We start from the raw sequence: 23,130 nt of genomic DNA, 5'->3' as shown, positions 1-23,130 counted from the left end.
GCGCCGCGCACGCCTAGCCGTCTGAGGCGGGCACGGCGGCGTGGCGCACCGCGAACACGGCGCTGGCCTTGAGCATGGGGCGGCCGTCCACCTGCAAGAGGCAGGTCGCATAGATGAGCCGCTTGCCCTGCTTGTCGATATGCACGTGCGCCTCGAGCCAGTCGCCGGGATTGACCGCGTTGAGGAATTCGACGGACATCTGTGCCGTGACGACGGAGACGTGGGCCTCTTCCGAAATGACCAGACCCAGCGCGCTGTCGGCGAAGGTGGCCAGGAATCCGCCATGCGCCATGCCGTGCATATTGCCGTGGGCCGCGTTGACGCGCAGCGCCAGCACGTTGTCGGCCTTGCGCCGATAGAACGCGCCGAGCTCGTTCAGATGGCGCATGAACTGGCTGCTGGGATACCAGGGCGAAAAACCGTCGGGGATGGAGTCTGTCATGGCTGCCGCTGCAAGAGTCCCCAGGTGGGACGATTCCCGGAAGTATTCCAGACACGCCGGCGCCGGCATAGCGCGGTGGTCGGCGCGCGGACGCCTGCCGGGCGTTGCCGCGTCGCTGCCGGCCCGGCCCGCGGGTTCTGAGGGTAAGATTTACGCCACAACAATCACCCCACATGGCAGGAGCAGTAGAAGATGGCGAAAGTCGGCATGGTTGGTATCGGCCTCATGGGCCACGGCATTGCAAGCAACCTGGTCAAGCATGGTCACGCGCTGACCGTGCTGGAACACCCGGGCAACCAGCCACTGGACGCGCTCAAGGCCGCCGGCGCGGTCAGCGTGGCCACTGGCGCCGAGCTGGCCGCGCAGTCGGACGTGATCATCCTGTGCGTCACGGGCAGCCCGCAGGTCGAAGCCGTGCTGCTGTCGCCGGGCGGCGTGCTGGAAGGGCTGCGTCCCGGTACCGTCATCATTGACTGCTCGACCGCGATCCCGTCGTCGACCGTGAAGGTCGCGCAGGCCGTCACCGAGCGCGGCGGGCGCTTCCTGGACGCGCCCATGACGCGCACGCCGAAGGAAGCCGCCGAAGGCCGACTGAACCTTTTGGTGGGCGGCGACGCGGCGCTGTTCGAGGAATGCAAGCCGATCCTGGCGTGCTTTGCAGAAAACATCACCCATGCCGGCCCCGTCGGCGCGGGCCATCGCATGAAGCTGCTGCACAACTATGTGTCGCTGGGGGTGGTGGCGCTGCTGTCCGAGGCCGCGGCCTGCGCGCTGCGCTCGGACATCGACCCCGCGGTGTTCGCCGAGGTGCTGTCCAAGGGCGGCGGCGGCGGCGTGGCGCTTGAACGCATCAAGCCTTATCTGCTGGAACAGGATCCGTCGTCGCTGCGCTTTTTCATGTCGAACGCGCAGAAGGACCTGTCCTACTACAACACCATGGCCGCCGAGGCCGGGGCCGTGCGCGAGATCGGCGCGGCCGTGCAGCACACGTTCGACCAGGCCGTCACGCAAGGCGGCGGCGACCGCTACGTTCCGGAACTGGTGTCGTTGCTGAAAGACCGATAGGTCCGGCCGAGCGGCGGGCGGCGGTTCAGCGCCCGCCGGCAGGCACCACGCGCGGCGGCCGCGCGATTCCCCGGGGCGGCAGCCGCATGGATATCGCCGCGGCCAGCAACAGCAGCGCGCCCGCCGAGCCGAACGCCACCCAGTGCGTGCCGAAGGTTTCAAAGGCCCAGCCTCCGAGCCACGAGCTGATCATGCCGCCCACCTGGTGGCCCAGATAGGTCAGCCCATACAGCACGCCGACCAGCCGGATGCCATACACGTCGGCCAGGATGGCCGACGACAAGGCAATGCTGCCCGCCCAGACGATGCCGCCGATGGTGGCGGCCAGATACAGTTCCCAATGCGCGCCCACCATGACGAGCGCGAAAAAGCCCAACCCCCGCACCAGGTAGATGGCGGCAAGGATGTTGCGGCGCTCGACCTGGTCGGACATGCGACCCAGCACCAGCGTGCTGAAGATGGCGACCAGGCCGATGAGACCGATGCCCAGCGAGCTGGTGGTGGCGTCAAAGCCGTGGTCCATCAGCATGGGCATGCCGTGCGTGCCCAGCAGGTTCATGCTGAAGCCACAGGCGAACAAACCCAGCGCGACCTGCCAGAAGGGCACGCTGCGCAGGGCCTCGCCCAGCCCCGGCGCCGGCGCCTTGGCGGCCGGCTTGGCCGCGGCGGATTTTTCAACGATCTGGTGGGGGAGCAGGTCGGTGTGCTCGGGCGCCTCGTCGCGCATCACGAAGAGCGCCACCGGCACGGTCAGCAGCGCGAACAGCGCGGCAAAGCCCAGCAGGGTCGCCTGCCAGCCCGCCGCCGCGATGGCAAACGTCAGCGTGGGCGTCATCAGCGCAATGCCGGCCATCGAGCCGGTGGACAGGAAGAAGAGCGCCATGCCGCGCTGGCGCGTGAACCAACGGCTGATCACGGGCGTCAGCGCGACCGGGCTGGTGAAGGCCAGGCCGATGGACAGCGCGACGCCGAAGGACAGCAGGAATTCGAGAGGGCCGCGCGCGTAGACGGTCCAGATGGACGACGCCACGACGATGGCGGTGCCGGTCAGGAGCACGAAGCGCGTGCCGCGGATGCTGACCAGATAGCCCGCCAGCGGCATGCCCAGCCCGTAGCACAGCATCCCGATGGCCACGATGCTCGACAGCACGCTGCGCGAAAATCCCAACCCGTCGGCCATGGGCAGGAAGAACGGTCCGATCCCCATCCGCAGGCCGACCGTCAACAGGGTGAGCACCGTGGCGGCGCCCACGATGTTCCAGCCGAAATACCAGCCGCCCGATGCTTGCTTGTCCAATCTCTTCTCCTCCATGTCTTTTTTTGGCCGCTTGCGCGCCCGGACTTGCAGACACCGCGGGGGAGGCACGGAGCGACGCTCCGCTGTCGACAGGGGTGGGAAGGGCCAGGCGTGGATCGGCGTGCTCGTGCCGGCGCAGTCGCGTCGGCGGACGCGACACATATTACTCCCGGCTATATGCGAATGCTGCCGGGGCGTGAAAATCCTGTCCGGTGAGCGGCCAGATGGCCCGCGCAGCGCGGTCGGGTCAGCCCGCCTGCGCCAGGAACGCCTGCAAGGCCGGCACGGTGTTGAGCACGTGTTGGCGCATCGCGGCCTCGCAGCGCGCCGCGTCGCGGGTCTGCAGCGCGTCGATCAGTTCCTGGTGCGACTCGCGCACGCGCAGCACGCGGCCAGGTTGGGCGGCCCACAGGCGCATGTAGGGCTCGACCACGGAATGCAGTTCGGATATCTGGTTCAACAGGCGCGGCTGCTTGCAGAAGCTGCACAGGTATTCGTGGAACTCGCGGTGGGCGGTGGTCCAGTCCAGGTCTTCGCCGGCGCCCTGGTCCAGCTGCTCGAGCATGTTGGTCAGCCGGCGCAGGGGCTCGGCGCCCATGTTGGAGACCGCGTTGCGCACGGCCAGCCCTTCCAGCACGGAACGCATCTCGAAGACCTCGAGCATTTCCTGCTGGTTCAGGCCGCGCACCACGGCGCCGCGGTTGGCGCGGATTTCGACCAGACCCTCCGAGGCCAGGCGGCGCAGCGCGCCGCGCACCGGCATGCGGCTGGTGCCGATTTCCGCGGCGACGACGTCGGGCACCAGGCGCTGGCCGGGCGCGTAGCGTCCCAGCCGGATTTCACGCTGCAGGTGCAGGTACGCCTCGTCTTCGGCGCTGATGGCTGTCTTCTGGAATTGCAGCACTTACGTCCCCGGGCTTGGAAAGCCGCCATGATAGATAAGGGCGAAAATAACACAAACTGGATCCAATGATCCATGGATGCAAACACTAATGGCCGGGTGAGCGCGGCTTGCGTCTAATCCAGCCAGGACGCGGCCCGCCGCGCCCGACCGGCCGGAAGGGGCAAGAGACCCGCCCGGCTTATACGCTTTCCAATACGCGATCAAGGGGAACCCATGAAATTTCGTCTCATCCGGGCGCTGGCAGGCGCCGCCGTGATGGCCTTTGCGGCTCAGGCCGGGGCCCAGGCCACGGACTGGCCGCAGCATCCCGTGCGCATCGTCGTGCCGTTCCAGGCCGGCTCGGCCACGGACCTGATCTCGCGCCAGCTCGGCGCGGCGCTGTCGGCCGAACTGGGCCAGCCCTTCGTCATCGAAGCCCGCCCCGGCGCCGCAGCCGCCATCGGCAGCGCCTCGGTCGCGCGCTCGGCGCCGGACGGCTACACGCTGCTGATGGGCGGCCCGGCCGCGGTCGTCACCAACCGCTTCCTGCAAAAGCGCCTGGCCTACGATCCGGACGCCTTTGAACTGGTGTCGATGGTGGCCTACACGCCCAACATCCTGCTGGCCAATCCGTCGCAGCCCTTCAAGACCCTGCCCGAGATGGTGGCCTACGCGCGCGCCAACCCCGGCAAGCTGACCTACGCCTCGTTCGGCACGGGCACGACCTCGCACATGGCGGGTGAAATGCTCAAGTCCGTCGCGGGCATCGACATCCTGCACGTGCCCTACAAGGGCGCCGGCGAAGCCATCCCCGCGCTCCTGAGCGGCCAGGTGTCGATGTATTTCGACACGATCATGACCGGCCTGCCCCAGGCCAAGAGCGGCGCGCTGCTGGCGTTGGGCATGTCCAACTCGAAGCGGTCGGCGTTGGCCCCCGAGATTCCCACCATCGCCGAACAGGGCTTCTCGGGCTACGACATCGCGCCGTGGTACGGCCTGGTCGCCCCGCAAGGCACGCCCGCGCCGATCCTGGACAAACTCAACCGCGCCGTCAACAAAGTGCTCGCCGACCCCGCGTTGCGCGGTAAGCTCGCCGAAGCCGGCGCCGAGCCGCGTGGCGGCAGCCGCGAGGAATTCGCCGCCTTCATCAAGGCCGAGATTCCGCGCACCAAGCAGTTGATCGACCAGGCCGGCATCACCCCGCAGTAATCCCCTTACGAGTTCCAGCATCCATGTCCTCCCCCTTCGATTGGTCTTTTCCGTACGCTTCCCGAAAAATGCCGGTCCTGGCCGCCAACGCGGTCGCGACCAGCCAGCCGCTGGCTGCGCAGGCGGGACTACGCATGCTGCTGGCCGGTGGCAATGCCGTTGACAGCGCCATTGCCACCGCGATCGCCCTGACCGTCGTCGAGCCCGTCATGAACGGGATCGGCGGCGACATGTTCGCCCTGATCTGGCACGACGGCCAGTTGCACGGCCTGAACTCCAGCGGCTGCGCGCCGGCCGCCTGGACGCCCGAGTACTTCAAGGGCCGCGACGCCATGCCGGGCACCGGCTGGGGAACGGTCACGGTGCCCGGGCAGGTCGCGGGCTGGAAGGCCCTGTCCGACCGCTTCGGCAAGCTGCCCTTCGCCAAGTTGTTCGAGCCCGCCATCGCCTACGCCGAAGACGGCTTCGCGGTGTCGCCCACCATCGCGCGCCAATGGGCCAACCAGGCGCCCAAGCTCGCGGCCGAGCCCGGGTTTGCCGACGCGTTCCTGCCGCAGGGCCGCGCGCCGCAGGCCGGCGAATGGTGGCGCTTTCCCGAGCAGGCCAAGACCCTGCGCGAGATCGCCGAAACCGGCGGCGAAAGCTTCTACCGCGGCGAACTGGCCCGCAAGATCGCCGACTTTGCCAGCCAAACGGGCGGCGCGCTGACCGCCGCGGACCTGGCCGAACACCAGGCCGAGTGGGTCAAGCCCATTTCCCAGTCGTTCCGCGACTACGAACTGCACGAGATTCCGCCCAACGGCCAGGGCATCTCGGCGCTGATGGCGCTGGGCATGCTTGAACAATTCGACCTGGAAGGCATGGGCCGCGACAGCGCCGACTACTACCACGTCAGCATCGAAGCCATGAAGCTGGCGTTCGCGGACCTGCACCATCACATCGCCGACCCGCGCCACATGCGCACCGACGCGCGCGCCCTGCTCGACCGTGCCTACCTGGCCGACCGCGCGCGCCTGATTTCCATGGAACGCGCCAGCGTGCCGACCGCCGGCACGCCCGCCACGGGCGGCACGGTCTACCTGACCGCGGCCGACGCCGGCGGCACGATGGTGTCGTTCATCCAGTCCAACTATCACGGCTTCGGCTCGGGCGTGGTCGTGCCCGGCACCGGCATCAGCCTGCACAACCGCGGATTGAACTTTGTGCTCAAACCCGGCCACGCCAACCAGGTCGCGCCGCGCAAGAAGCCCATGCACACCATCATTCCGGCGTTCGTCACGCGCGGCGGCCAACCCGTCATGTCGTTCGGCGTGATGGGCGGCTCGATGCAGGCGCAGGGCCATCTGCAGATGGTCACGCGCCTGGCGGCCTTCGGCCAGAACCCGCAGGCCATGAGCGACGCGCCACGCTTCCGCGTGGAAAACGGTCCGGTCGTGAACGTGGAATCGCACCTGCCGGCCGACGTGGTCGACACGCTGCGCGCGCGCGGCCACAACGTCGCGGTGGCACCGTCGGACAGCCTGGAGTTCGGCTCGGCCCAGCTCATATGCCGCCTGCCGCAAGGCGGCTACGTGGCCGCCTCCGACTCGCGCCGCGACGGCCAGGCAGTCGGCTTCTGAGGCATTGCGGGGCAAGCCGGACTTTCCCGCGAAAGTTCGGCGACAATCCGTGACCGTCCGGCGCGCGCCCGCGCCGCACGCCAACCGCCTCGCGCGCCGTCACATGCCTGCAGCAGCGCCGGCCGATACTGCCGCCTCGCTGCAAGAAGGACCGAAATGCCCCACCCGGCTTCACCGCCCCGCGTCAATCGCCGCCCCGCCCCGCGGCCCTTGCTCCCGCACCGCCTGCGCGCCACCCTCGCCGCCGCGTGCCTCGTCCTGCTGGCTTGCAGTCACATGGCCGTCCGCGCCGCCCTGCCGCTGGCGGTTGACGGCCAGCCCCTGCCTTCGCTGGCGCCCATGCTCGAACGCGTGACGCCCGCCGTCGTCAACATCTCGGCTTCGGCCGGCACACAGGCCGCGGGCGCCGCGCGCGCGCCAGGCAGCATGCGGCAGAACGTGGGCTCGGGTGTCATCGTCGATGCGGCCCAGGGCAATATCCTGACCAACCATCACGTGGTGCGCGGGGCCGCGTCGATCCGCGTGTCCCTGCAGGACGGACGCAGCTTCAATGCGACGGTCGTGGGCAGCGATCCGGATACGGACCTGGCGGTGCTGCGCATCCCCGCGCAGAATCTGCAGGCACTGACCCTGTCCGACTCCAGCGACCTGCGCGTGGGCGATTTCGTGGTCGCGATCGGCGACCCCTACGGCTTGGGACAGTCTGCGTCGTCCGGCATCGTCTCCGCGCTGGACCGCTCCAGCCTGCGCGCCGCGGGCTACCAGAACTTCATCCAGACCGACGCGTCCATCAATCCCGGCAATTCCGGCGGCGCGCTGGTCAATCTGAACGGCGATCTGGTCGGCATCAACACCATGATCTACACGCCGTCCGGCGGCAACGTGGGCATCGGCTTTGCCATTCCGTCCAACCTGGCGGGCGAGGTCATGCGGCAATTGCTGCAGCACGGCCAGGTGCAGCGGGGCGGACTGGGGCTGGACACGCTGGACATCACGCCGCGCAACGCACGCCAGCTTGGCCTGGCGCCCGGATCGACCGGCGTCGTCGTGGCGCGCGTGGCCGACGGCTCGCCCGCGCAGAAGGCCGGCATCCAGGCCAGGGACCAGATCCTGTCGATCGACGGCAAGGCCATCGGCTCCAGCGCCCAACTGCGCAACGCCGAGGGCCTGCTGCCCGTCGGCCGCCAAGTGCGGCTGGGGCTGTCGCGCGCCGGCGCGAAGACGGAAGTGCTGCTGCGCATCGAACCGGAACAGAGCGAACGCCTGCATGCGGGTGCGCTGGATGCGCGCCTGACAGGCGTGGAGCTGTCCGAGGTCGGACGCGCGCAGCGCCTGCAGGGAAACGACGGGGTCGCCGTCAGCGCCACCTTTCCCGAACGCGGACCGGTAGCCGCGCGCCTGCAGCGCGGCGACATCGTCATCGGCGTGAACCAGCGCCCGGTGAGCAAGCTGGCGGACCTGCGCGACCTCCTGGCCGGGGCCGGCTCGCAGCCGCTGGTGCTGACCCTGCTGCGCGGCCGCGCGACCTACACGCTGGTGGTGAATTGAGGCAGGCGGCGCGGGGGATTCATGGCAGAATGGCCCGATCCCGGACCCAGCGCCGGACCACGGGCACGCGCAACACGCCACTGCCACCGCGGGCGCGCCCGGCCCGCCAGAAGGAGCACGGATGAACCGCATTCCGACTCACAAGCGTCCGGCATTGTCCGCCCTGCTGCTCGCGGCAAGCCTCGCGGCCGCCTCGGCCAGCGCGGCGGCGCAGGGCAACGTGCCGCAGATCATGCAGGTGCCGGCCGACAACCGCATCGTCTGGCAGGCCCCGGCGCAAGGCGCGGTCACGTATGAATGCCGGATGATGCCCACGGACGGCGGACGTTACGCCTGGGTGATCGCCAGCGCGGCCGCCACGCTGGGCGCGGGCCAGTCCGGCCAGACCGGCACGTACCAGAGTCCGCCCGAGACCTGGCGGGCATCCGATGGCTCGGCGTTGACGGGGATGGAAACCGTGCGCGCTTCTGCCGGGCCCGACCGCCTGTACGACCAGCTCGTGCTGGCCAATCCGTCGGCAGGCGTGGGGCTTTTGACTGGCGTCACGTACATCCAGCGGCTCGTCCGCTCGGGTGGCGGCGCGCCGTCCGCGCCTTGCTCGGCGGCCAACAAAGGCCAGCGTGAGCAGGTCAGCTACCAGGCCGACTACGTGTTCTGGAAACCCAACTGACCCGGCTGTCCCGCGAGGGGCTCGGCACAACCGCGCGCGCAACGCAGGCCGGCGCGCACGGCATCACTACCCCGCCGACATGCCCCGCTTCAGCGCTTCGATCAGCTCGGGATGCCGGGCCTTTTCCTGCGCGAGGGTATAGGCGGAAAACGTCACGACCTTCTTGCCCGACGCGGCGAACAGCGCCGTCAGTTCGGCCGGACGGCCGGACAGCCTGCTGCTCGCGTCCAGCTGGAACACGCCGATGCCGCCGACCTTGAAGGCGCCATCGCCCGTCTTCTTGAACGAGGGCACCGCTTCCTGCTGCTGCGACTGGAAGCCCGCGGCCATGGCGCCCAACGTGAATGCGTCGTCGTCGCCCACCGCCAGGTCGACCGGCACATCGATCACGATGATGGCCTGCATGGTGGCGCGGTTCAGATAGATCTTGCCTGCGACCTCGGGCGTGGCCGGGTCGGACGGAAATTCGGTCTCGGTGAAACCCGCGGGAATGACGACCTTGAGCTTGCCGTCCAGCACCTGCAGCGTCTGCGGCGGCTGAGGCGCGGCGTCCACCGGCGCGCCGTTGGGATCCTGCGCCGCCGCTGGGGCATCCTGGGCCAGCGCGGGCGCGCCCGCGCCCATGGCAAGCGCCAAGGCCAGTGTCATTTCCGCGAGCCGTGCGTGGTGCGTGTGCATAGCTATCCGTTGATTGGGCAGAGCTTCCAATACTACAACGGCGCCGGGCCGGAAAATGGCAAGGCCCGCGCATCGCTGCGCGGGCCTTTTGCTTGCCATGATCGGAGTTCGGGTGAGCGGACTGAGAGTGGAGCTAGGGAGGTGGCCGCTTTTTTCGCGTCTGTGGCCGGGTAAGACGCCCAATCCGCTCAGTGCAACCGCGGTGCAGGGCGCAAGCGGCGCGCGCCTGGCGCGCGCCGCCCATCACGTCTGCCGCTTAGAAGCGATGACGGATACCAACCAGACCCACGGTGCTCTTCACGCCGTCGATGAACGCGTAGTCGGTGGCGTAGGACGCCAGCGCGTACAGGTTCGTGCGCTTGGACAGGTTGTACGTGTAGCCCAGGCTGTACACGTTCATGGCGGAATCGCCACCGGTCAGCACATCGCTGTCCGGATCGGCGCGCTGCCACGAGGCCATGATGCTGCTGGCGCCCAGCGGCACGGTCAGGCCGACCATGTACGAGTTGGCCTTGAAGTCGTCCACGGCGACGTTCGTGCCGAAGCCCTTGGCGGTGGGGCTGCCGCTGCCGAAGGCGTTGATGCCCTGGCCGGCGAACCAGCCTTCGCGGGTCTGGCCGTAGGCCATCGCCAGCTTCAGGACTTCAAAGTCATACGAGCCGCCGATGCTCCACGACTTGGGCGTGGCATCGTTGCGCAACTGGTTGGCCGGGTTGAGCTGATCGTACGTCAGGGCGACGTTCAGCGGACCGTTCACGTAACGCACACCGGCGGTGATGCCGCGGGTGTTGTCGGCCGTCGCGAAGCCGGTCTGGGCCGAGGTCGTGTCGGCGACGTTGAACGAGTAGCCGATGCCAGCCTGGAAGCCGCCGAACGACGGGGTCGAGTACTGGACCATGTTGTCGTAGCGGACGGTGTTCGCGGCGCTGAAGGCCACGCCGATGTTGGCCTGGCCGTAGCTGCCGCCGAACGGATCGATCGAGCCCAGGTACTTGGAGGCGATGTTCGTCTGACGGCCGAACTCCAGCAGGCCCCACGACGCGCTCTTCAGGCCGACGGTGGCCTGGCGGCCGAACAGGCGGCTGCTCTGGCCCGACTGGCCGTTGCCCGAGTTGAAACCGCTTTCAAGCGTGAACACGGCGCTCAGGCCGTCGCCCAGGTCTTCCGCGCCGCGCAGGCCCCAACGCGAGCCGCTGGACACGCCGTTGGTCATGCCGAACTTCGACTCGTGGTCGTTGTCGCCCTTGATGCGTTGGTAGCCAACGCCCGTATCGATCAGGCCGTACAGCGTCACCGAGGTTTCCGCCTGCGCCGCGCCGGACAGCGCGGCGAAGAGTGCGGTGACGAACAAAGTCTTTTTCATTACTGATTCCCATTGGTTTGAACAGACATGCGCAGGTGGCCTGGCCCGCAGCGCGGGCGGCACAGTGATGCACACGGCGCATGGCAGGAACGAATTCTAGGGACGCAATATGTCAGTTCTGGGGACGCAAGCGATTTCGCGCCGGGAACCGTAAACAAGGGGATTTTTGTCGCGCACGCCCGACATCCGCGCGGCGATGCGCAGCGCCGGAAAGGGCGTAACGCGCGTGTGCTATGAAGGATGGGCGCGGCTCGAGCGAGCGCGTCGCGCCAAGGCGATGCGCGGCCAGGCGGCCGGGCGCTCGCTCAGTGCGTTGTGATCAATTGCCGAACAGCCGCCGCAGGCGCTGCGCTTCGGCCAGGTTCAGGCGCTTGGCCTCGTCTTCCGCGTAATCGCGTTCGCCCACGTCGTAAGAGCCCTCGTGCAGGCATTTGCGGCGGTTGGCCTTGCATTCGTTGCTGGCCCGGGCGGGCGTGGCCTCCGACATGCTGGCCTTGTCCGCCGCCGGCGGTTTGCTGGACGAGCAGCCTGCCGCCAATGCAACGAAGAACAACGCCGCGCCGCAGCGGCTGATGGTGAGAATCGACATTTACCCGGCCCCTTCCGAAAAGCTATAGCCATTCTTATAGCAAAGCCGGGCCGGGCAAGACGTGTTAAGTCGTAGCAGAACGCCGGGCAGGCGGCCCCCTTTTCCGGGCCGCCGCCTTGCGCGGCCTACTCGATCTGGATGCCGGCCGCCTCGATCAGCGCCGACCACTGCGCCGTGTCGCGCCGTACCGTGTCGGCAAGCTGCTGCGGCGTGCTGGAGAGGAACTCCACGCCCTGCGACTCGAACTTCTGGTTCAGCTCGGGATTCTTCAGCGTGTCGATGACCGCCGCATTCAGCTTGGCCAGCACCTCGGGCGGCGTCCCCGCCTTCGCGAACAGTCCGTACCACGTGGTGTAGGAGACGCCCGGCAGCGTCTGCGAAATGAGCGGCAGCTTGGCCGTGTCCGCGCCCTTGCTCGGCGCGCTCATGGCCAGCGCTTTCACCGTCCCCTTGTCGATCATGGGCTTGAGCGACGGCATGCTGCTAAAGAGCGCCTGCACCTGGCCCGACGCCAGGTCAGTCAGCACCTGCGACGTGCCGCGATAGGGCACGTGCACCACGTCGACCTGGGCCTTGCTCTTGAAGAGCTCCATGCCCAGATGCGCCACGCCGCCCACGCCCGCCGATCCGAAGTTGACCTTGCCCGGGTGGGCGCGGGCGTAATCGACCAGTCCCTGCACCGAGTCCACCGGCATCTGCGCGTTCACCACCAGCACGTGCGGGCTTTCGGTCAACTGGCTGATGGGCGCCAGGATTTCCAGCACCTGCTTGCCCTGCATGGCCTTGGACGGCACCGTCATGTTGCCCGAGGCCGGCATGAGCAGCGTGTAGCCGTCAGCCTCGGCGCCCAGCACCTGATTGAGGGCGGGCACGCCGTGGCCGCCGCCCGCGTTCACCACCACGACCGGCTGGCCGAGCTTTTCGCCGAACAGCTTGGCGAATTCGCGACCGACCATGTCGGCCGGACCGCCCGCCGCGAACGGCACGATCATGCGTATCGGCCTGTCCGGATAATCCGCGTGCGCGGCGGCCAGGGGCGCGAGGCCCGCCATGAGGGCGATCGCGCCCAGGGTGTGCTTGAAGTTCATTGTCTTCCTCCTGTTGTATTGGATAGCTGTTATGCCGACGCCGGCCGGGCCGGGCCGATGTCGATCGTGGCCTGGGCCAGTGCATCGTCGAGCCAGGCCGGACGCAGTTCGCCGCGCGCAATGGCGGCCATGCGGCGGGCTTCGGCCTGGGCCTTGGCCAGCGCGGCCGTGACCATGGATTCGAGTTGCTCCGGCCCGACCACGACCAGCCCGTCGTCGTCGCCCAGGATCCAGTCGCCCGGTTCGACGCGCACGCCGCCGCACTGGATCGGCCGGTTCACGCTGCCGCCCCCGGCCTTGAAAGGGCCGGCCGGCGACACGGCGGCGGCAAAGACGGGCAACGCGCCCTGGCGCAATTCCGCGGCGTCTCGCATCGCGCCGTCGATCACCACGCCGGCGATGCCGCAGGCCGCGGCCTGCGCGCACATGATGCCGCCCATCACCGCGCGCTCGGCGTAGCCCTGGGCATCGACGACCAGCACATCGCCGGGCTGCGCGATGGCCAGCGCGGCGTGGATCGCCAGGTTGTCGCCGGCGGGCACCGAGACCGTCAGCGCGCGGCCGCGCACCGACCAGCCCGCACGCAAGGGTTTGATCGCCGCGCGTAGGTGACGGGCGCCGGCATCGGCCAGCAAGGTGCTGGTCAGGGCGGCTTCCTGCATGTCTTTCATCGGAATCACTCCATCAGGGCCGAGACGACGGCCGGAAAAATGCTTTGAAAGGCCTCGCCATAGCGCGTGCCTGCCGTCTTGCCGCGGCGGCCAGCCTGCGCGCCGCGCTGCAGCGCCACGCGTTCGTAGTACGCCCACAGATTGCTCTGGGTCGGCATGGCCTGCATGGCCTGCCACTTGCGCTCCCAGACGTCGGTAATGTCCAGCAGGACGTTGGGTTTGAAGCCGCACAGTTCGGTCTGGTGCGGCTCGAAGCACAACACCTGCGGCGGCACCACGAAGTCGGCGCCATGGCCGGGCGCCATCGCCTGCATGCGGGCGCGCAGCGCCATTTCGAACGTGCGGCAATGATCCAGATTGGACGGGTCGTGCTCGGGGTGCGTCAGCACCACCGACGGCTTGATGCGGCGCATCGTTTCCGAGATGCGGCGCACGGAATCCGGCGAATCGGGCAGCGGGTAATCGCCCAGATCGTGGAAGTCCAGCGAGCTCACGCCGAGGATCGCGGCGGCGGCCTGGGCTTCGGCGTGGCGCTGGGCCTTGACGGCATCGCGCTGCGTATCGCCCTTCCAGGCGGCGTTGGATTCCCCGTTCTCGCCATAGCTCAGGCAGACCAGGTGCACCTCCACGCCGCGCTGCGCGTGCAGGGCCATCGCACCGCCGCAGCGCCAGACAAAGTCGCCCACATGGGCGGTCACCACCAGCATCGAACTCGACATCTCGGACTCCCGAATCAACAGATTTCCGGTATTGTAGATTTCTGAAACGGCGTTGTATTACGTACAATTACCCAATAAATTCAATACTTTTGGAGCGTTCATGAGCAATGACGGTGTCGTGGCGGTCGAACGGGCGCTAAGCGTGCTGGATTGTTTTCGGCCCGGCGCCGAACATCTGTCGCTGGCGGATTTCGCGACGCGCCTGCCCTTGCACAAGACGACCATCTTTCGCTTGCTCAATTCGCTGGCGCGCTGCGGCTACGTCGTGCGCGAACCCGACGGACGCTACGGCCTGGGGCCGCGGGTGCTGTTCCTGGCGCGCGTCTACGAACGCGGCTTCGACCTGGAGGCGGTCGTCATGCCCGTGCTCGAACGCCTGTCGGCCGATACCGGCGAAAGCGCGGCCTATTACGTCGAAGGCGGGGAACCGGGGCAGCGGCTGTGCCTCTTTCGCCATCAACCGCACGAAGGACTGCACAGCCAGGTCATCGCCGGCAGCGTGATGCCGCCGGACAAGTCATCGACCGGCCAGGTCTTCGCGATCTGGGCGCAAGGCGCCCGGCGCGACCAGACGCGCCTGCCGATCTTTTCCTGCGGCGCGCGCGACCCCTACACCTCGTCGTGGTCGGTGCCGGTCATCGGCCAGGAAGACCGCTTCGTCGGCGCGCTGACGATAGCCGGGCCATCGGCGCGGCTGAAGACGGTGGATGCGCCGGCATTCGAGGCGATGATTCTCGAACGCGCCGATGAACTGTCCCAGCGGCTGGGCGCCTCGGCCGAGATGCGGACCGTGCTGTACCGTCCGGACGCGGCGTAGCGCGCCGCCCCGGGGCCACCGGCTGGCGGCTGTCAGGCGTCGTCCGCCTTGCCGTTTCGTCCCGGGTCCCGCCGCATCCGCAGCGCCTCGATCACCAGGGCCAGCGCCGGTGAGATCTGCCGGCGATTCGCGTAGTACAGGTGGTATCCGGGAAACACGGGCCACCAGTCCTGCAGCACGGGCGCCAGCCGGCCCGCATCGAAGTGCGGCTGCACCAGGTCGTAGGGCACATAGGCCAGACCCATGCCATCCAGGGCCGCCTGCAGCATCAGGAAGGTGTTGTTGAACACCGTCTGCCCGTCGACGCGCACGCTCAGCTTGCGCCCGTCCTTTTCGAAGTCCCACGCATACAACCCGCCGTGCGTGGGCAGCCTCAGGTTGACGCAGCAGTGCTCGGTCAATTCCTGCGGCGTGGCCGGCAACGTCCTGCCGGCCAGATAGCCGGGCGCCGCGGCGACCGCCATGCGCAGGTCAGGCGCGATGCGCACGGCGATCATGTCCTTGTCCACGCGGTTTCCCACCCGCACCCCCGCGTCGAACTGCTGCGCCGCGATGTCGGTCATCGCGTAATCCACGCTGAACTCGATCCGCACGTCGGGATACTGCCGCAACAGGGGCAGAAGGCGCGGCCAGAGGGCTGTCACGATGGCATGGTCATGCGCCGTGATCCGCACCGTCCCCGCCGGCTTGTCGCGCATCGCCGTCAAGGACTCCAGCTCCTGCTGAATTTCGCTCAGGCGCGGTGCCAGCACGCCCAGCAGCCGCACGCCCGCGTCGGTGGGCGACACGCTGCGCGTGGTGCGCGTGAGCAGGCGCACGCCCAGCCGCGCCTCCAGCGCCAGCATGGCGTGGCTGAGCGCCGACCGTGACAAGCCAAGCTGGGCCGCGGCCCGCGTGAAGCTGCGCGCCTGCGCGACGGCCACGAAGGCCTGCAGGTCATTGAGGTTTTCTTTGGACATTGGTGAATCTTTTGCACTAGCGCATGCGCATTTTGCAATCTTCTCAACTAATCGGCTCGATCATACAGTGCCAAGGGTGGCGCCCTTTCCGGGACAAATCCGCACTGTGAATCCGCGCGGGCGGACTCGCGATGCGAGGCGGTGTGCGCCCGCCCCCGCCAATCAAACCAAGGTTGAACAGCATGAAGAAAGACATCAGCAAGTTCGCGGTCTGCGCCGCGCTCGCCCAGACGGCGGCGGCAGGCGCCGCCCAACCGCCGGTCAACGCAGACCTGGACGGCCAGCAGATCACGCGCGCGGGCGAGCAGGCGGCCATTGCCGGTCCCGATGATTACTTCACCGGCCGCGCGCGCATCGACCCCGTCTGGCCGGCCGACAAAGACGTCAACGCCTCGGGCGCCTTCGTCACCTTCGAGCCCGGCGCACGCTCGGCCTGGCACACGCACCCGGCCGGCCAGCGCCTCGTGGTGACGTCGGGGGTCGGGCTGACCCAGGAGTGGAACAAGCCCGTGCAGGTGATCCGCCCGGGTGACGTGATCCACTGCCCGCCCGGCGTGAAGCACTGGCACGGCGCCGCGCCCGGCACGGCAATGACCCACCTGGCCGTCACGCCGTCGGTGGACGGAAAGAACGTCACCTGGATGGAGAAGGTCAGCGATGAACAATACAACGCGCGCTGAACGGCGCAAGATGCCATTTCGCGCCGGCGCACTGGCTGCGGCGCTGGGATTGGCGGCGGCACTCGCGCACCCGGCCCACGCACAAGGAACGGCAACGATGACAGACAAGACACAGCCCGCACCGGGCGCCACCGACTCGCTCTCCGCCCGCCAGGCGGCCATCGTGCCCATCGCGGCCCTCGCGGCGGCCGGCGACATGGCGCGGCTCGACATCGCGCTCGACCAGGGCCTGGACGCCGGTTTGACGGTGAGCAACGCCAAGGAAGTGCTGGTGCAGCTCTATGCCTATGCGGGCTTTCCGCGCAGCCTCAATGCGCTGACCGCGCTGATGAAGGTGTTGGACGAGCGCAAGCAGCGCGGTATCGAGGATGCGCCGGGATCCGCGCCCAGCCGCCCGATACCGCAGGGCGACGCCCTGCTGGCCGCCGGCACGGCCAACCAGACCCGGCTGAGCGGCGGGCCGGTGCAGGGCCCCTTGTTCGATTTCGCGCCCGTGGCGAACGAATACCTGCGCACCCACCTCTTTGGCGATATCTTCGAGCGCGACAACCTGGATTGGCATAGCCGCGAGATCGCCACGGTCAGCATGCTGTCCGCGTTGCCTGGCGTGGCATCGCAACTGCAGGCGCACATGCGGATCAGCATGAACGTCGGCCTGACGGCGCCGCAACTGCGCCAGCTTGCGGACGTGCTGCATGCGCGCGTCGATCCGCAATCGGCGCAACGCGCGACCGAAGCGCTGGACCGGCACTTGCAGGGCTCGTCCGGCAGGTGAAGGCTGGCCCGGCCGATGCGGCCCGGCGGGCCGTTTTTCCCGGGGATAATGGGCCCTTAAAAGGCTTATAAGCCGGCCTAATGAATCCTCCGGGGATTTTTTGGGCAAAATTCCGGACTCTGGACGCCATGCGTCCGATCCCACCACCCGCGGCACGGCAGCGACTGTCATGCCCTCCCCAGGACTCCTCCATGACGCAATTGCAAATCAATGGCTCGACCCAGGACGTCAACGTCCCAGACGAGATGCCGCTCCTGTGGGTGCTGCGCGACGAGCTCGGCATGACCGGCACCAAGTTCGGCTGCGGGATGGCGATGTGCGGCGCCTGTACGGTGCACATGGACGGCGCGCCGGTGCGCTCCTGCCTGACGCCTGTGTCGGTCGCCACGGGCCGCCAGATCTCGACGATCGAGGGCATGGAGGCGGACCCGGTCGGCCGGGCCGTGCAGCAAGCCTGGATCACCCAGAATGTCGCGCAATGCGGCTACTGCCAGGCGGGGCAGATCATGACGGCGGTTAGTCTCTTGAAGGCCGCGCCGCAGCCGACCGAGCAGGAGATCGCGGACGCGATGAGCGGCAATATCTGCCGCTGCGGTACGTATCCGCGCATCCTCGCCGCCATCCAGCAGGCCGCCCGCCAACTCGCCCAGGGAGCCAAGCAATGACCGCCGCCGCTCACTTTTCACGACGCGCCTTTCTGCAGGGCAGCCTGGGCGCCCTCACCCTGGCCGTGACGGCAAAGGGGTGGATCACGACAGCCGCGGCCGCGCAGGCCGAGGCCCGCAAGTACGGCGCCGACAGCATGCCCGGCGGCACCGTGGACGATCCGCTCGTCTTCGTCAGCATCGCCGCCGATGGCGCCGTCACCATCGTGGCGCACCGCGCCGAGATGGGCACGGGCGTGCGCACCAGCCTGCCCATGGTGGTGGCCGACGAAATGGAGGCGCGCTGGGAGCGGGTGCAGGTCATCCAGGCGCCCGCCGACGAGGCGCGCTACGGCAACCAGAACGTGGACGGCTCGCGCAGCATGCGCCACTTCCTGATGCCGATGCGGCGCGTGGGCGCGGCGGCCCGGCAGATGCTGGAAGCGACCGCGGCCGCGCGCTGGTCCGTGCCCGTCGGCGAGGTCAAGGCCGAGCAGCATGAGGTGCTGCACCTGCCCACGGGGCGCCGCCTGTCGTATGGCGACCTGGCCGTCGACGCCGCCAAACAGCCCGTGCCGGCCGGCGACGCCCTCAAGCTGAAGGCCCGGTCCGAGTTCCGGTACATCGGCAAGGAACAGGTCCGCCTCGTCGACCTGGAAGCCATCGGCAAAGGCCAGGCCACCTACGGCATGGACATGCGGCTGCCCGGCATGGTGTATGCGGTGGTCGCGCGTCCGCCCGTGGTGGGCGGACGGGTGCGCCGCGTGGACAGCGCCAAGGCGCTCGCCGTGCCCGGCGTGCTGAAGGTCGTGGAGATCCCCGCCATGCAAGGCGCGCCGGCCTTCCAGCCGCTGGGCGGCGTGGCCGTCGTCGCGCGCAATACCTGGGCCGCCCGCCAGGGCCGCGATGCGTTGCAGATCGAATGGGACGACGGCCCGAACGCCGCCTACGACTCGGCCGCCTACCGCCAGACGCTGCAGGCGGCGGCGCGCGCGCCGGGCAAGACAATGCGCAACCAGGGCGACGCCGCGCAGGCCTGGGCCAAGGCGCCCGACGCCCAGCGCCTGGCCGCCGAATACTACGTGCCGCACCTGGCCCACGCCTCGATGGAGCCCCCGGTCGCCACCGTGCAGATCAAGGGCAATGGCGCGGAGGTCTGGACGTCCATCCAGAACCCGATTGCGGCCCGCGACGCCGTGGCGGCCCGCCTCAAGCTCGAACCTGCCAACGTCAAGGTCAACGTGCTGCTGCTGGGAGGCGGCTTTGGCCGCAAGTCCAAGCCCGACTTCGTGGACGAAGCCGCCATCATCGCCCGCGCCATGCCCGAAGGCACGCCGGTCAAGCTGGTCTGGACGCGCGAGGACGACATCCGTCACGACTACCTGCACACCGTGTCGGTCGAACGCCTGGAAGCAGTCATCGACCCGCAGGGGCAGGTGCAGTCCTGGCTGCATCGCAGCGCCGCGCCCACCATTGCCTCGCTCTTCGCCGAAGGCGCCAAGGGCCAGCAGATGTTCGAATCCGCCATGTCGGCGATCAACATGCCCTACCGCATCCCGAACGTGCGCGTGGAAACCGCCGAAGTCGAGGCCCATGCCCGCATCGGCTGGTTCCGGTCGGTCGCCAATATCCCGCACGCCTTCGCGGCCCAGTGCTTCATTGACGAACTGGCGCACCGCGCGGGCAAGGATCCCCAGGCGTTCGCGCTCGATCTCATCGGCCCGGCCCGCCAGATCGATCCGGGCGCCCTGGCCGACACCTGGAACTACACCGAATCGCCCGAACGCTACCCCTACGACACCGGCCGCCTGCGCGGCGTGATCGAAGCCGCGTGCAAAGGCGCCGGATGGGGCCGCACGCTGCCCAAGGGACACGGACTGGGGCTGGCCTTCTGCTACAGCTTCATGAGCTACACGGCCACCGTCGTCGAAGTGGCGGTCGACGACAAGGGCGAGGTGCGCGTCGTGGCCGTCGACATGGCCATGGATTGCGGTCCGCAGATCAACCCGGAGCGCATCCGCGCGCAGATGGAAGGCGGCGCCATCATGGGCCTGAGCCTGGCGCTGACCAGCGAAATCACCTTCGAAAAAGGCCGCGTGACGCAGAGCAACTTCCACGACTACGAAGTCCTGCGCCACAACGCCTCGCCGCGCGTGATCCGCACGCACCTGGTCAACGACGACCACGCGCTGCCGCCGGGCGGCGTCGGCGAGCCGCCGGTCCCGCCCGTCGCGCCCGCGCTGTGCAACGCCATCTTCGCCGCCACGGGCAAGCGCGTGCGCAGCCTGCCGGTGCGCAAGGTCGCCTAGCCCGGAGCCCGTGCGTATGCCTCATCGTGAACCGCCCCCCCGCCGCCCCCGCCAGGAGCACGCCCATGGAAAGCGTTGACGTGCGCGTGCTGCGCGCCGCGCGAGACTGGCTGGTTGCCGGGCATCGCCTGATGCTGGCCACTGTGGTCAAGACCTGGGGCTCGTCGCCCCGCCCGCTTGGCTCCATGATGGCGCTGCGCGAGGACGGCCGTTGCGTCGGATCCGTGTCGGGCGGCTGCATCGAAGACGACCTGGTCCACCGCTACACGCGCGCCTACGGCGACGGCGCCATTCCGGAATCGGCGCCCGAACTGGTCCGCTACGGCGTGACGGCCGATGAGGCGCACCGATTCGGGCTGCCCTGCGGCGGAACGCTGGAACTGCTGCTGGAATTCGCCCCTGAACTCGAGGCGCTCGATGCGCTGGTCCACCGGCTGGAATCCGGCCAGCTCGTGCAGCGCACGGTCGACTGCGCCACCGGCGCCGTGACCCTGAGCGCGGCGTCGGCGCCTGAAAGCCTGCATTTCGACGGCGCCACCCTCTCCAGCACGCTGGGCCCGCAGTACCGGCTGCTGCTGATCGGCGCCGGATCGCTGGCCGAATATGTCGCCACGATGGCGTTGTTCAACGACTTCGCCGTGACGGTATGCGATCCCCGCATTGAACACCGGGGCGCCTGGTCCGTGGACGGCGTGGCCTTCACCACCGAGATGCCCGACGACGCGGTACGCGCCCTGCGGCCCGACTCGCGGACCTGCATCGTGGCGCTCAGCCACGACCCCAAGCTCGACGACATGGCCCTGCTGGAAGCGCTGCACAGCCCCGCCTTCTACGTCGGCGCCATCGGCTCACGCCGCAACGCCGCCAGCCGGCGGCAGCGCTTCATCGAACACTTCGACGAAACGGACGAATCCCTGTCGCGCCTGCATTCGCCGGTCGGCCTGTACATCGGCAGCAAGACGCCCGCCGAGATCGCCGTCAGCGTGATGGCGCAACTGCTGGCCGTGAAGAACGGGGTGAATACGGGGTAGCGGCAGACGGGGCGGATCAGTCCCGGAGGGCTTCGATACGCGCATGCGATCAGGTCCGGAAATCGGGGTAGTCATGCCGGCTATCTTGGCAAATCGCCTGGACGCCGACTAGCTGATCAATGCTTAGAACCTCTATAAGATTGCCTAATCAATTCCCCGACCCCGCCCATGGCCCGACGCAACCTCAACGACCTCCTCTACTTCGTCACGGTGGCGCGCGAAGGCAGCTTCACCCGTGCCGCGTCCCTGCTGGGCGTCACCCAATCGGCGCTGAGCCAGTCCGTCAGCGGCCTGGAAGCGCGCCTGCGCATCCGGCTGCTCACCCGCACCACGCGCAGCGTATCGCCCACCGCCGCGGGCGAGCGGCTGCTCAATGCCATCGGCAACCGCTTCGATGAAATCGAGGCGGAACTGGATGAACTGACCGAACTGCGCGACAAGCCAGCGGGCACCGTGCGCATCACTTGCGGCGACTACGTCCTGCACAGCATCCTGCTGCCCAAGCTCACGCCGCTGATGCGCGAGTATCCGGACATCAAGCTCGAATTCGACGTGAACTACGGATTCCGGGACATCGTCGCCGACCGCTTCGACGCGGGCGTGCGCATGGGCAAGACCATCGACAAGGACATGATCGCCGTCCCCATCGGGCCGCCCATGCGCCTGGCGGTGGTCGGGTCGCCGGACTATTTCATGTCGCGGCCCATTCCGAAGGTGCCGCAGGACCTCATGCAGCACGCCTGCATCAACCAGCGGATGCAAAGTTCGGGCGGGCTGTACGTCTGGGACTTTGAACGCCGCGGCAAACAGGTCAACGTCCGCGTGGACGGACCGTTGATCTTCAATACGACCCAGCCACAGATCGACGCGGCGCTGGCCGGGCTGGGACTGGCGCTGCTGCCGGACGATGAATTGATGCCGTACCTGGCCGATGGCCGGCTGGTTAGGGTGCTGGAGGATTGGTGTCCCAGTTTCGAGGGATATCACCTCTACTACCCCAGCCGCAGACAGCCGTCGCCGGCGTTTTCGCTGGTGGTGAGCGCGTTGCGGGTGAGCAAGCCGCGGGGATGAAGGGCGCGCGCAAGCGAACTTATGCGCGAGCCCGGACGCCGCAGCGGGTACTCACACGCTGCCAGTGCTGGGCAGCGCCTGGAATTCGCGCTCAAGAATGTCCACGAACGCCTCCGTCACCAACGACGGCGCGGTCTGCGCGGGATAGGCCATGCTGACGCGGACCGGCAGGCGCGGCGTGAACGGGAGTATCGTCAGGCGGTCCGCGAACACGGCGGCAATGTAGGGATTGACCACGCCCAGCCCGCTCCCCGCCGCCGCCAGTGCGCAAATGGTCGATGAATACGTGGTCTCGATTTCCGAGGCCGGCTGCACGCGATGTTCCTGCATGGCGCCGCGCAACTGCAGATAGACGTCATCGTCCGCATTCAGCACCAGCAGTCGGCGCGCGTCCAGGTCCATGATGCCGACGGAAGGCTGCGCGGCCAATGGATGGTCCGGCCGCATTACACAGACGGCCGCGCTCTCGTGCAAAGCCTGCATGTGCAACTGCGCGCCGTCCAGCGTGGCCGTGGTGACCACCACATCGTAAGTGCCATGCAACAGCCCCTCGCGCAGATACTGGCTGCCCACGGTCTGCATGTTGATGTGCACGTCGGGATAGCGCTGCGCGAAGGCTTCGACCGCGCCAGGCAGCGCGCCCAGGCCGAGCGCCGGCGTGCAGGCCAGCCGCAACACGCCGCTGCCGCTGCGCCGCATGGCCGCCACGCGGTCCTCGATGCGCTCCAGGCCCACGAAGTGCCGCTGCACCGTGTCGAACAGGTCCTTGGCCTCGCGCGTGGGCCGCAGCCGTCCCCGTTCCATGTCGAAAAGCTTCAGGCCGCTGGCCTGCTGCACCTGCGCCAGCAGGCGGCTTACCGAAGGCTGGGTCGTGCGCAGCATCTGCGCCGCGCCGGTGGTCGTGCCGGCCACCATGACCGCGTGGAAGGCTTCGATCTGGCGGAAATTCAGGGGTCGGCTCATGGCAAGGCAATGTATAGCAATACTGCATAGCCTATGTTGA

General features: G+C 68.3%; 23 protein-coding genes. 12 read left to right on the top strand and 11 right to left on the bottom strand.

What is annotated here, in order from left to right; all coding sequences use genetic code 11:
• Positions 1-13: 13 nt before the first annotated feature.
• Entirely contained in the window at positions 14-442 is a 429-nt protein-coding gene (locus tag ACZ50Q_RS08845) for a PaaI family thioesterase (RefSeq protein ID WP_092582747.1), read from the bottom strand.
• Positions 443-634: 192 nt separating this feature from the next.
• Here ACZ50Q_RS08845 and ACZ50Q_RS08840 point away from each other — a divergent pair, with 192 nt between their 5' ends.
• Positions 635-1,507 (top strand): NAD(P)-dependent oxidoreductase, encoded by an 873-nt coding sequence (locus tag ACZ50Q_RS08840; protein ID WP_076515202.1) that lies wholly within the window; start codon positions 635-637, stop codon positions 1,505-1,507.
• A 25-nt stretch (positions 1,508-1,532) separates the two neighbouring features.
• Here the strand turns inward: ACZ50Q_RS08840 and ACZ50Q_RS08835 are convergent, their stop codons facing one another.
• Positions 1,533-2,804: an MFS transporter gene (locus tag ACZ50Q_RS08835; RefSeq protein WP_464081231.1), complete on the bottom strand. Its 1,272-nt coding sequence runs from the start codon at positions 2,802-2,804 to the stop codon at positions 1,533-1,535.
• Positions 2,805-3,051: 247 nt separating this feature from the next.
• Positions 3,052-3,708, bottom strand: coding sequence for a GntR family transcriptional regulator (locus ACZ50Q_RS08830; RefSeq protein WP_076515205.1), 657 nt, complete (start codon positions 3,706-3,708; stop codon positions 3,052-3,054).
• A gap of 213 nt (positions 3,709-3,921) precedes the next feature.
• On the opposite strand from ACZ50Q_RS08830, the gene ACZ50Q_RS08825 reads away from it, so the two are divergent.
• From ACZ50Q_RS08825 to ACZ50Q_RS08810, 4 genes are all read left to right on the top strand, one after another.
• The gene (locus ACZ50Q_RS08825; RefSeq protein WP_092582749.1) at positions 3,922-4,896 is read left to right on the top strand and encodes a Bug family tripartite tricarboxylate transporter substrate binding protein; all 975 of its coding nucleotides are present in this window, start codon (positions 3,922-3,924) and stop codon (positions 4,894-4,896) included.
• A 23-nt stretch (positions 4,897-4,919) separates the two neighbouring features.
• Positions 4,920-6,515: a gamma-glutamyltransferase gene (ggt, locus tag ACZ50Q_RS08820; RefSeq protein ID WP_464081230.1), complete on the top strand. Its 1,596-nt coding sequence runs from the start codon at positions 4,920-4,922 to the stop codon at positions 6,513-6,515.
• Positions 6,516-6,791: 276 nt separating this feature from the next.
• On the top strand, positions 6,792-8,063 hold the full coding sequence (locus ACZ50Q_RS08815; protein ID WP_464081229.1) for a trypsin-like peptidase domain-containing protein: 1,272 nt from the start codon (positions 6,792-6,794) through the stop codon (positions 8,061-8,063).
• Between the two features lie 121 nt (positions 8,064-8,184).
• Positions 8,185-8,733, top strand: a complete 549-nt coding sequence (locus tag ACZ50Q_RS08810) for a DUF3455 domain-containing protein (RefSeq protein ID WP_464081228.1) — start codon at positions 8,185-8,187, stop codon at positions 8,731-8,733.
• Between the two features lie 66 nt (positions 8,734-8,799).
• On the opposite strand, the gene ACZ50Q_RS08805 is transcribed toward ACZ50Q_RS08810, so the two are convergent.
• The 6 genes from ACZ50Q_RS08805 to ACZ50Q_RS08780 all read right to left on the bottom strand — a co-directional run bounded on the left by ACZ50Q_RS08805 (position 8,800) and on the right by ACZ50Q_RS08780 (position 13,841).
• Complete coding sequence (locus ACZ50Q_RS08805; protein ID WP_464081227.1) at positions 8,800-9,381, bottom strand: DcrB/PsbP domain-containing protein; 582 nt, start codon at positions 9,379-9,381, stop codon at positions 8,800-8,802.
• Positions 9,382-9,667: 286 nt separating this feature from the next.
• Positions 9,668-10,774 carry a porin gene (locus ACZ50Q_RS08800; RefSeq protein ID WP_464081226.1) on the bottom strand — a complete coding sequence of 369 codons (1,107 nt, stop codon included), beginning with the start codon at positions 10,772-10,774 and terminating at the stop codon, positions 9,668-9,670.
• A 319-nt stretch (positions 10,775-11,093) separates the two neighbouring features.
• Positions 11,094-11,363 (bottom strand): hypothetical protein, encoded by a 270-nt coding sequence (locus ACZ50Q_RS08795; protein ID WP_076515217.1) that lies wholly within the window; start codon positions 11,361-11,363, stop codon positions 11,094-11,096.
• Positions 11,364-11,488: 125 nt separating this feature from the next.
• On the bottom strand, positions 11,489-12,451 hold the full coding sequence (locus tag ACZ50Q_RS08790; RefSeq protein WP_464081225.1) for a Bug family tripartite tricarboxylate transporter substrate binding protein: 963 nt from the start codon (positions 12,449-12,451) through the stop codon (positions 11,489-11,491).
• 29 nt (positions 12,452-12,480) lie between these two features.
• Entirely contained in the window at positions 12,481-13,122 is a 642-nt protein-coding gene (locus tag ACZ50Q_RS08785) for an RraA family protein (RefSeq protein ID WP_464081224.1), read from the bottom strand.
• Between the two features lie 5 nt (positions 13,123-13,127).
• Complete coding sequence (locus tag ACZ50Q_RS08780; RefSeq protein WP_464081223.1) at positions 13,128-13,841, bottom strand: PIG-L deacetylase family protein; 714 nt, start codon at positions 13,839-13,841, stop codon at positions 13,128-13,130.
• A gap of 100 nt (positions 13,842-13,941) precedes the next feature.
• Between ACZ50Q_RS08780 and ACZ50Q_RS08775 the strand changes: the two genes are divergently transcribed.
• On the top strand, positions 13,942-14,658 hold the full coding sequence (locus ACZ50Q_RS08775) for an IclR family transcriptional regulator (RefSeq protein WP_076515221.1): 717 nt from the start codon (positions 13,942-13,944) through the stop codon (positions 14,656-14,658).
• A gap of 32 nt (positions 14,659-14,690) precedes the next feature.
• Here ACZ50Q_RS08775 and ACZ50Q_RS08770 read toward each other — a convergent pair whose 3' ends face one another.
• Positions 14,691-15,617, bottom strand: coding sequence for a LysR family transcriptional regulator (locus ACZ50Q_RS08770; protein ID WP_464081222.1), 927 nt, complete (start codon positions 15,615-15,617; stop codon positions 14,691-14,693).
• Between the two features lie 182 nt (positions 15,618-15,799).
• Between ACZ50Q_RS08770 and ACZ50Q_RS08765 the strand changes: the two genes are divergently transcribed.
• The 6 genes from ACZ50Q_RS08765 (at position 15,800) to ACZ50Q_RS08740 (ending at position 22,127) form a co-directional block, all read left to right on the top strand.
• Positions 15,800-16,297 carry a (R)-mandelonitrile lyase gene (locus ACZ50Q_RS08765; protein WP_464081221.1) on the top strand — a complete coding sequence of 166 codons (498 nt, stop codon included), beginning with the start codon at positions 15,800-15,802 and terminating at the stop codon, positions 16,295-16,297.
• Between the two features lie 97 nt (positions 16,298-16,394).
• Positions 16,395-17,072: a carboxymuconolactone decarboxylase family protein gene (locus ACZ50Q_RS08760; RefSeq protein WP_464081220.1), complete on the top strand. Its 678-nt coding sequence runs from the start codon at positions 16,395-16,397 to the stop codon at positions 17,070-17,072.
• 191 nt (positions 17,073-17,263) lie between these two features.
• A complete protein-coding gene (locus tag ACZ50Q_RS08755; protein ID WP_464081219.1) occupies positions 17,264-17,737 on the top strand; it encodes a (2Fe-2S)-binding protein in 474 nt (157 codons plus the stop codon).
• Positions 17,734-20,025 (top strand): xanthine dehydrogenase family protein molybdopterin-binding subunit, encoded by a 2,292-nt coding sequence (locus tag ACZ50Q_RS08750; RefSeq protein WP_464081218.1) that lies wholly within the window; start codon positions 17,734-17,736, stop codon positions 20,023-20,025. Before ACZ50Q_RS08755 ends, ACZ50Q_RS08750 begins: the two co-directional genes overlap by 4 nt.
• Before the next feature lie 65 nt (positions 20,026-20,090).
• Positions 20,091-21,056 carry an XdhC family protein gene (locus tag ACZ50Q_RS08745; RefSeq protein WP_464081217.1) on the top strand — a complete coding sequence of 322 codons (966 nt, stop codon included), beginning with the start codon at positions 20,091-20,093 and terminating at the stop codon, positions 21,054-21,056.
• A gap of 168 nt (positions 21,057-21,224) precedes the next feature.
• On the top strand, positions 21,225-22,127 hold the full coding sequence (locus ACZ50Q_RS08740) for a LysR family transcriptional regulator (protein ID WP_464081216.1): 903 nt from the start codon (positions 21,225-21,227) through the stop codon (positions 22,125-22,127).
• A gap of 51 nt (positions 22,128-22,178) precedes the next feature.
• On the opposite strand, the gene ACZ50Q_RS08735 is transcribed toward ACZ50Q_RS08740, so the two are convergent.
• The gene (locus tag ACZ50Q_RS08735) at positions 22,179-23,090 is read right to left on the bottom strand and encodes a LysR substrate-binding domain-containing protein (RefSeq protein WP_464081215.1); all 912 of its coding nucleotides are present in this window, start codon (positions 23,088-23,090) and stop codon (positions 22,179-22,181) included.
• Positions 23,091-23,130: the final 40 nt, after the last annotated feature.

Source organism: Achromobacter sp. T5-5 (genome assembly GCF_055397965.1).
Note: the sequence above shows the minus strand (reverse complement) of the source record. Positions and strands in the feature narration are given on the sequence as shown.

What these genes read in the sequence shown, in the direction of transcription:
- ACZ50Q_RS08845 (WP_092582747.1), bottom strand. Translation starts at nt 442, where the DNA reads ATGACAGACTCCATCCCCGACGGTTTTTCGCCCTGGTATCCCAGCAGC.
- ACZ50Q_RS08840 (WP_076515202.1), top strand. Translation starts at nt 635, where the DNA reads ATGGCGAAAGTCGGCATGGTTGGTATCGGCCTCATGGGCCACGGCATT.
- ACZ50Q_RS08825 (WP_092582749.1), top strand. Translation starts at nt 3,922, where the DNA reads ATGAAATTTCGTCTCATCCGGGCGCTGGCAGGCGCCGCCGTGATGGCC.
- ggt (WP_464081230.1), top strand. Translation starts at nt 4,920, where the DNA reads ATGTCCTCCCCCTTCGATTGGTCTTTTCCGTACGCTTCCCGAAAAATG.
- ACZ50Q_RS08815 (WP_464081229.1), top strand. Translation starts at nt 6,792, where the DNA reads ATGGCCGTCCGCGCCGCCCTGCCGCTGGCGGTTGACGGCCAGCCCCTG.
- ACZ50Q_RS08810 (WP_464081228.1), top strand. Translation starts at nt 8,185, where the DNA reads ATGAACCGCATTCCGACTCACAAGCGTCCGGCATTGTCCGCCCTGCTG.
- ACZ50Q_RS08805 (WP_464081227.1), bottom strand. Translation starts at nt 9,381, where the DNA reads ATGACACTGGCCTTGGCGCTTGCCATGGGCGCGGGCGCGCCCGCGCTG.
- ACZ50Q_RS08800 (WP_464081226.1), bottom strand. Translation starts at nt 10,774, where the DNA reads ATGAAAAAGACTTTGTTCGTCACCGCACTCTTCGCCGCGCTGTCCGGC.
- ACZ50Q_RS08795 (WP_076515217.1), bottom strand. Translation starts at nt 11,363, where the DNA reads ATGTCGATTCTCACCATCAGCCGCTGCGGCGCGGCGTTGTTCTTCGTT.
- ACZ50Q_RS08790 (WP_464081225.1), bottom strand. Translation starts at nt 12,451, where the DNA reads ATGAACTTCAAGCACACCCTGGGCGCGATCGCCCTCATGGCGGGCCTC.
- ACZ50Q_RS08785 (WP_464081224.1), bottom strand. Translation starts at nt 13,122, where the DNA reads ATGAAAGACATGCAGGAAGCCGCCCTGACCAGCACCTTGCTGGCCGAT.
- ACZ50Q_RS08780 (WP_464081223.1), bottom strand. Translation starts at nt 13,841, where the DNA reads ATGTCGAGTTCGATGCTGGTGGTGACCGCCCATGTGGGCGACTTTGTC.
- ACZ50Q_RS08775 (WP_076515221.1), top strand. Translation starts at nt 13,942, where the DNA reads ATGAGCAATGACGGTGTCGTGGCGGTCGAACGGGCGCTAAGCGTGCTG.
- ACZ50Q_RS08770 (WP_464081222.1), bottom strand. Translation starts at nt 15,617, where the DNA reads ATGTCCAAAGAAAACCTCAATGACCTGCAGGCCTTCGTGGCCGTCGCG.
- ACZ50Q_RS08765 (WP_464081221.1), top strand. Translation starts at nt 15,800, where the DNA reads ATGAAGAAAGACATCAGCAAGTTCGCGGTCTGCGCCGCGCTCGCCCAG.
- ACZ50Q_RS08760 (WP_464081220.1), top strand. Translation starts at nt 16,395, where the DNA reads ATGACAGACAAGACACAGCCCGCACCGGGCGCCACCGACTCGCTCTCC.
- ACZ50Q_RS08755 (WP_464081219.1), top strand. Translation starts at nt 17,264, where the DNA reads ATGACGCAATTGCAAATCAATGGCTCGACCCAGGACGTCAACGTCCCA.
- ACZ50Q_RS08750 (WP_464081218.1), top strand. Translation starts at nt 17,734, where the DNA reads ATGACCGCCGCCGCTCACTTTTCACGACGCGCCTTTCTGCAGGGCAGC.
- ACZ50Q_RS08745 (WP_464081217.1), top strand. Translation starts at nt 20,091, where the DNA reads ATGGAAAGCGTTGACGTGCGCGTGCTGCGCGCCGCGCGAGACTGGCTG.
- ACZ50Q_RS08740 (WP_464081216.1), top strand. Translation starts at nt 21,225, where the DNA reads ATGGCCCGACGCAACCTCAACGACCTCCTCTACTTCGTCACGGTGGCG.
- ACZ50Q_RS08735 (WP_464081215.1), bottom strand. Translation starts at nt 23,090, where the DNA reads ATGAGCCGACCCCTGAATTTCCGCCAGATCGAAGCCTTCCACGCGGTC.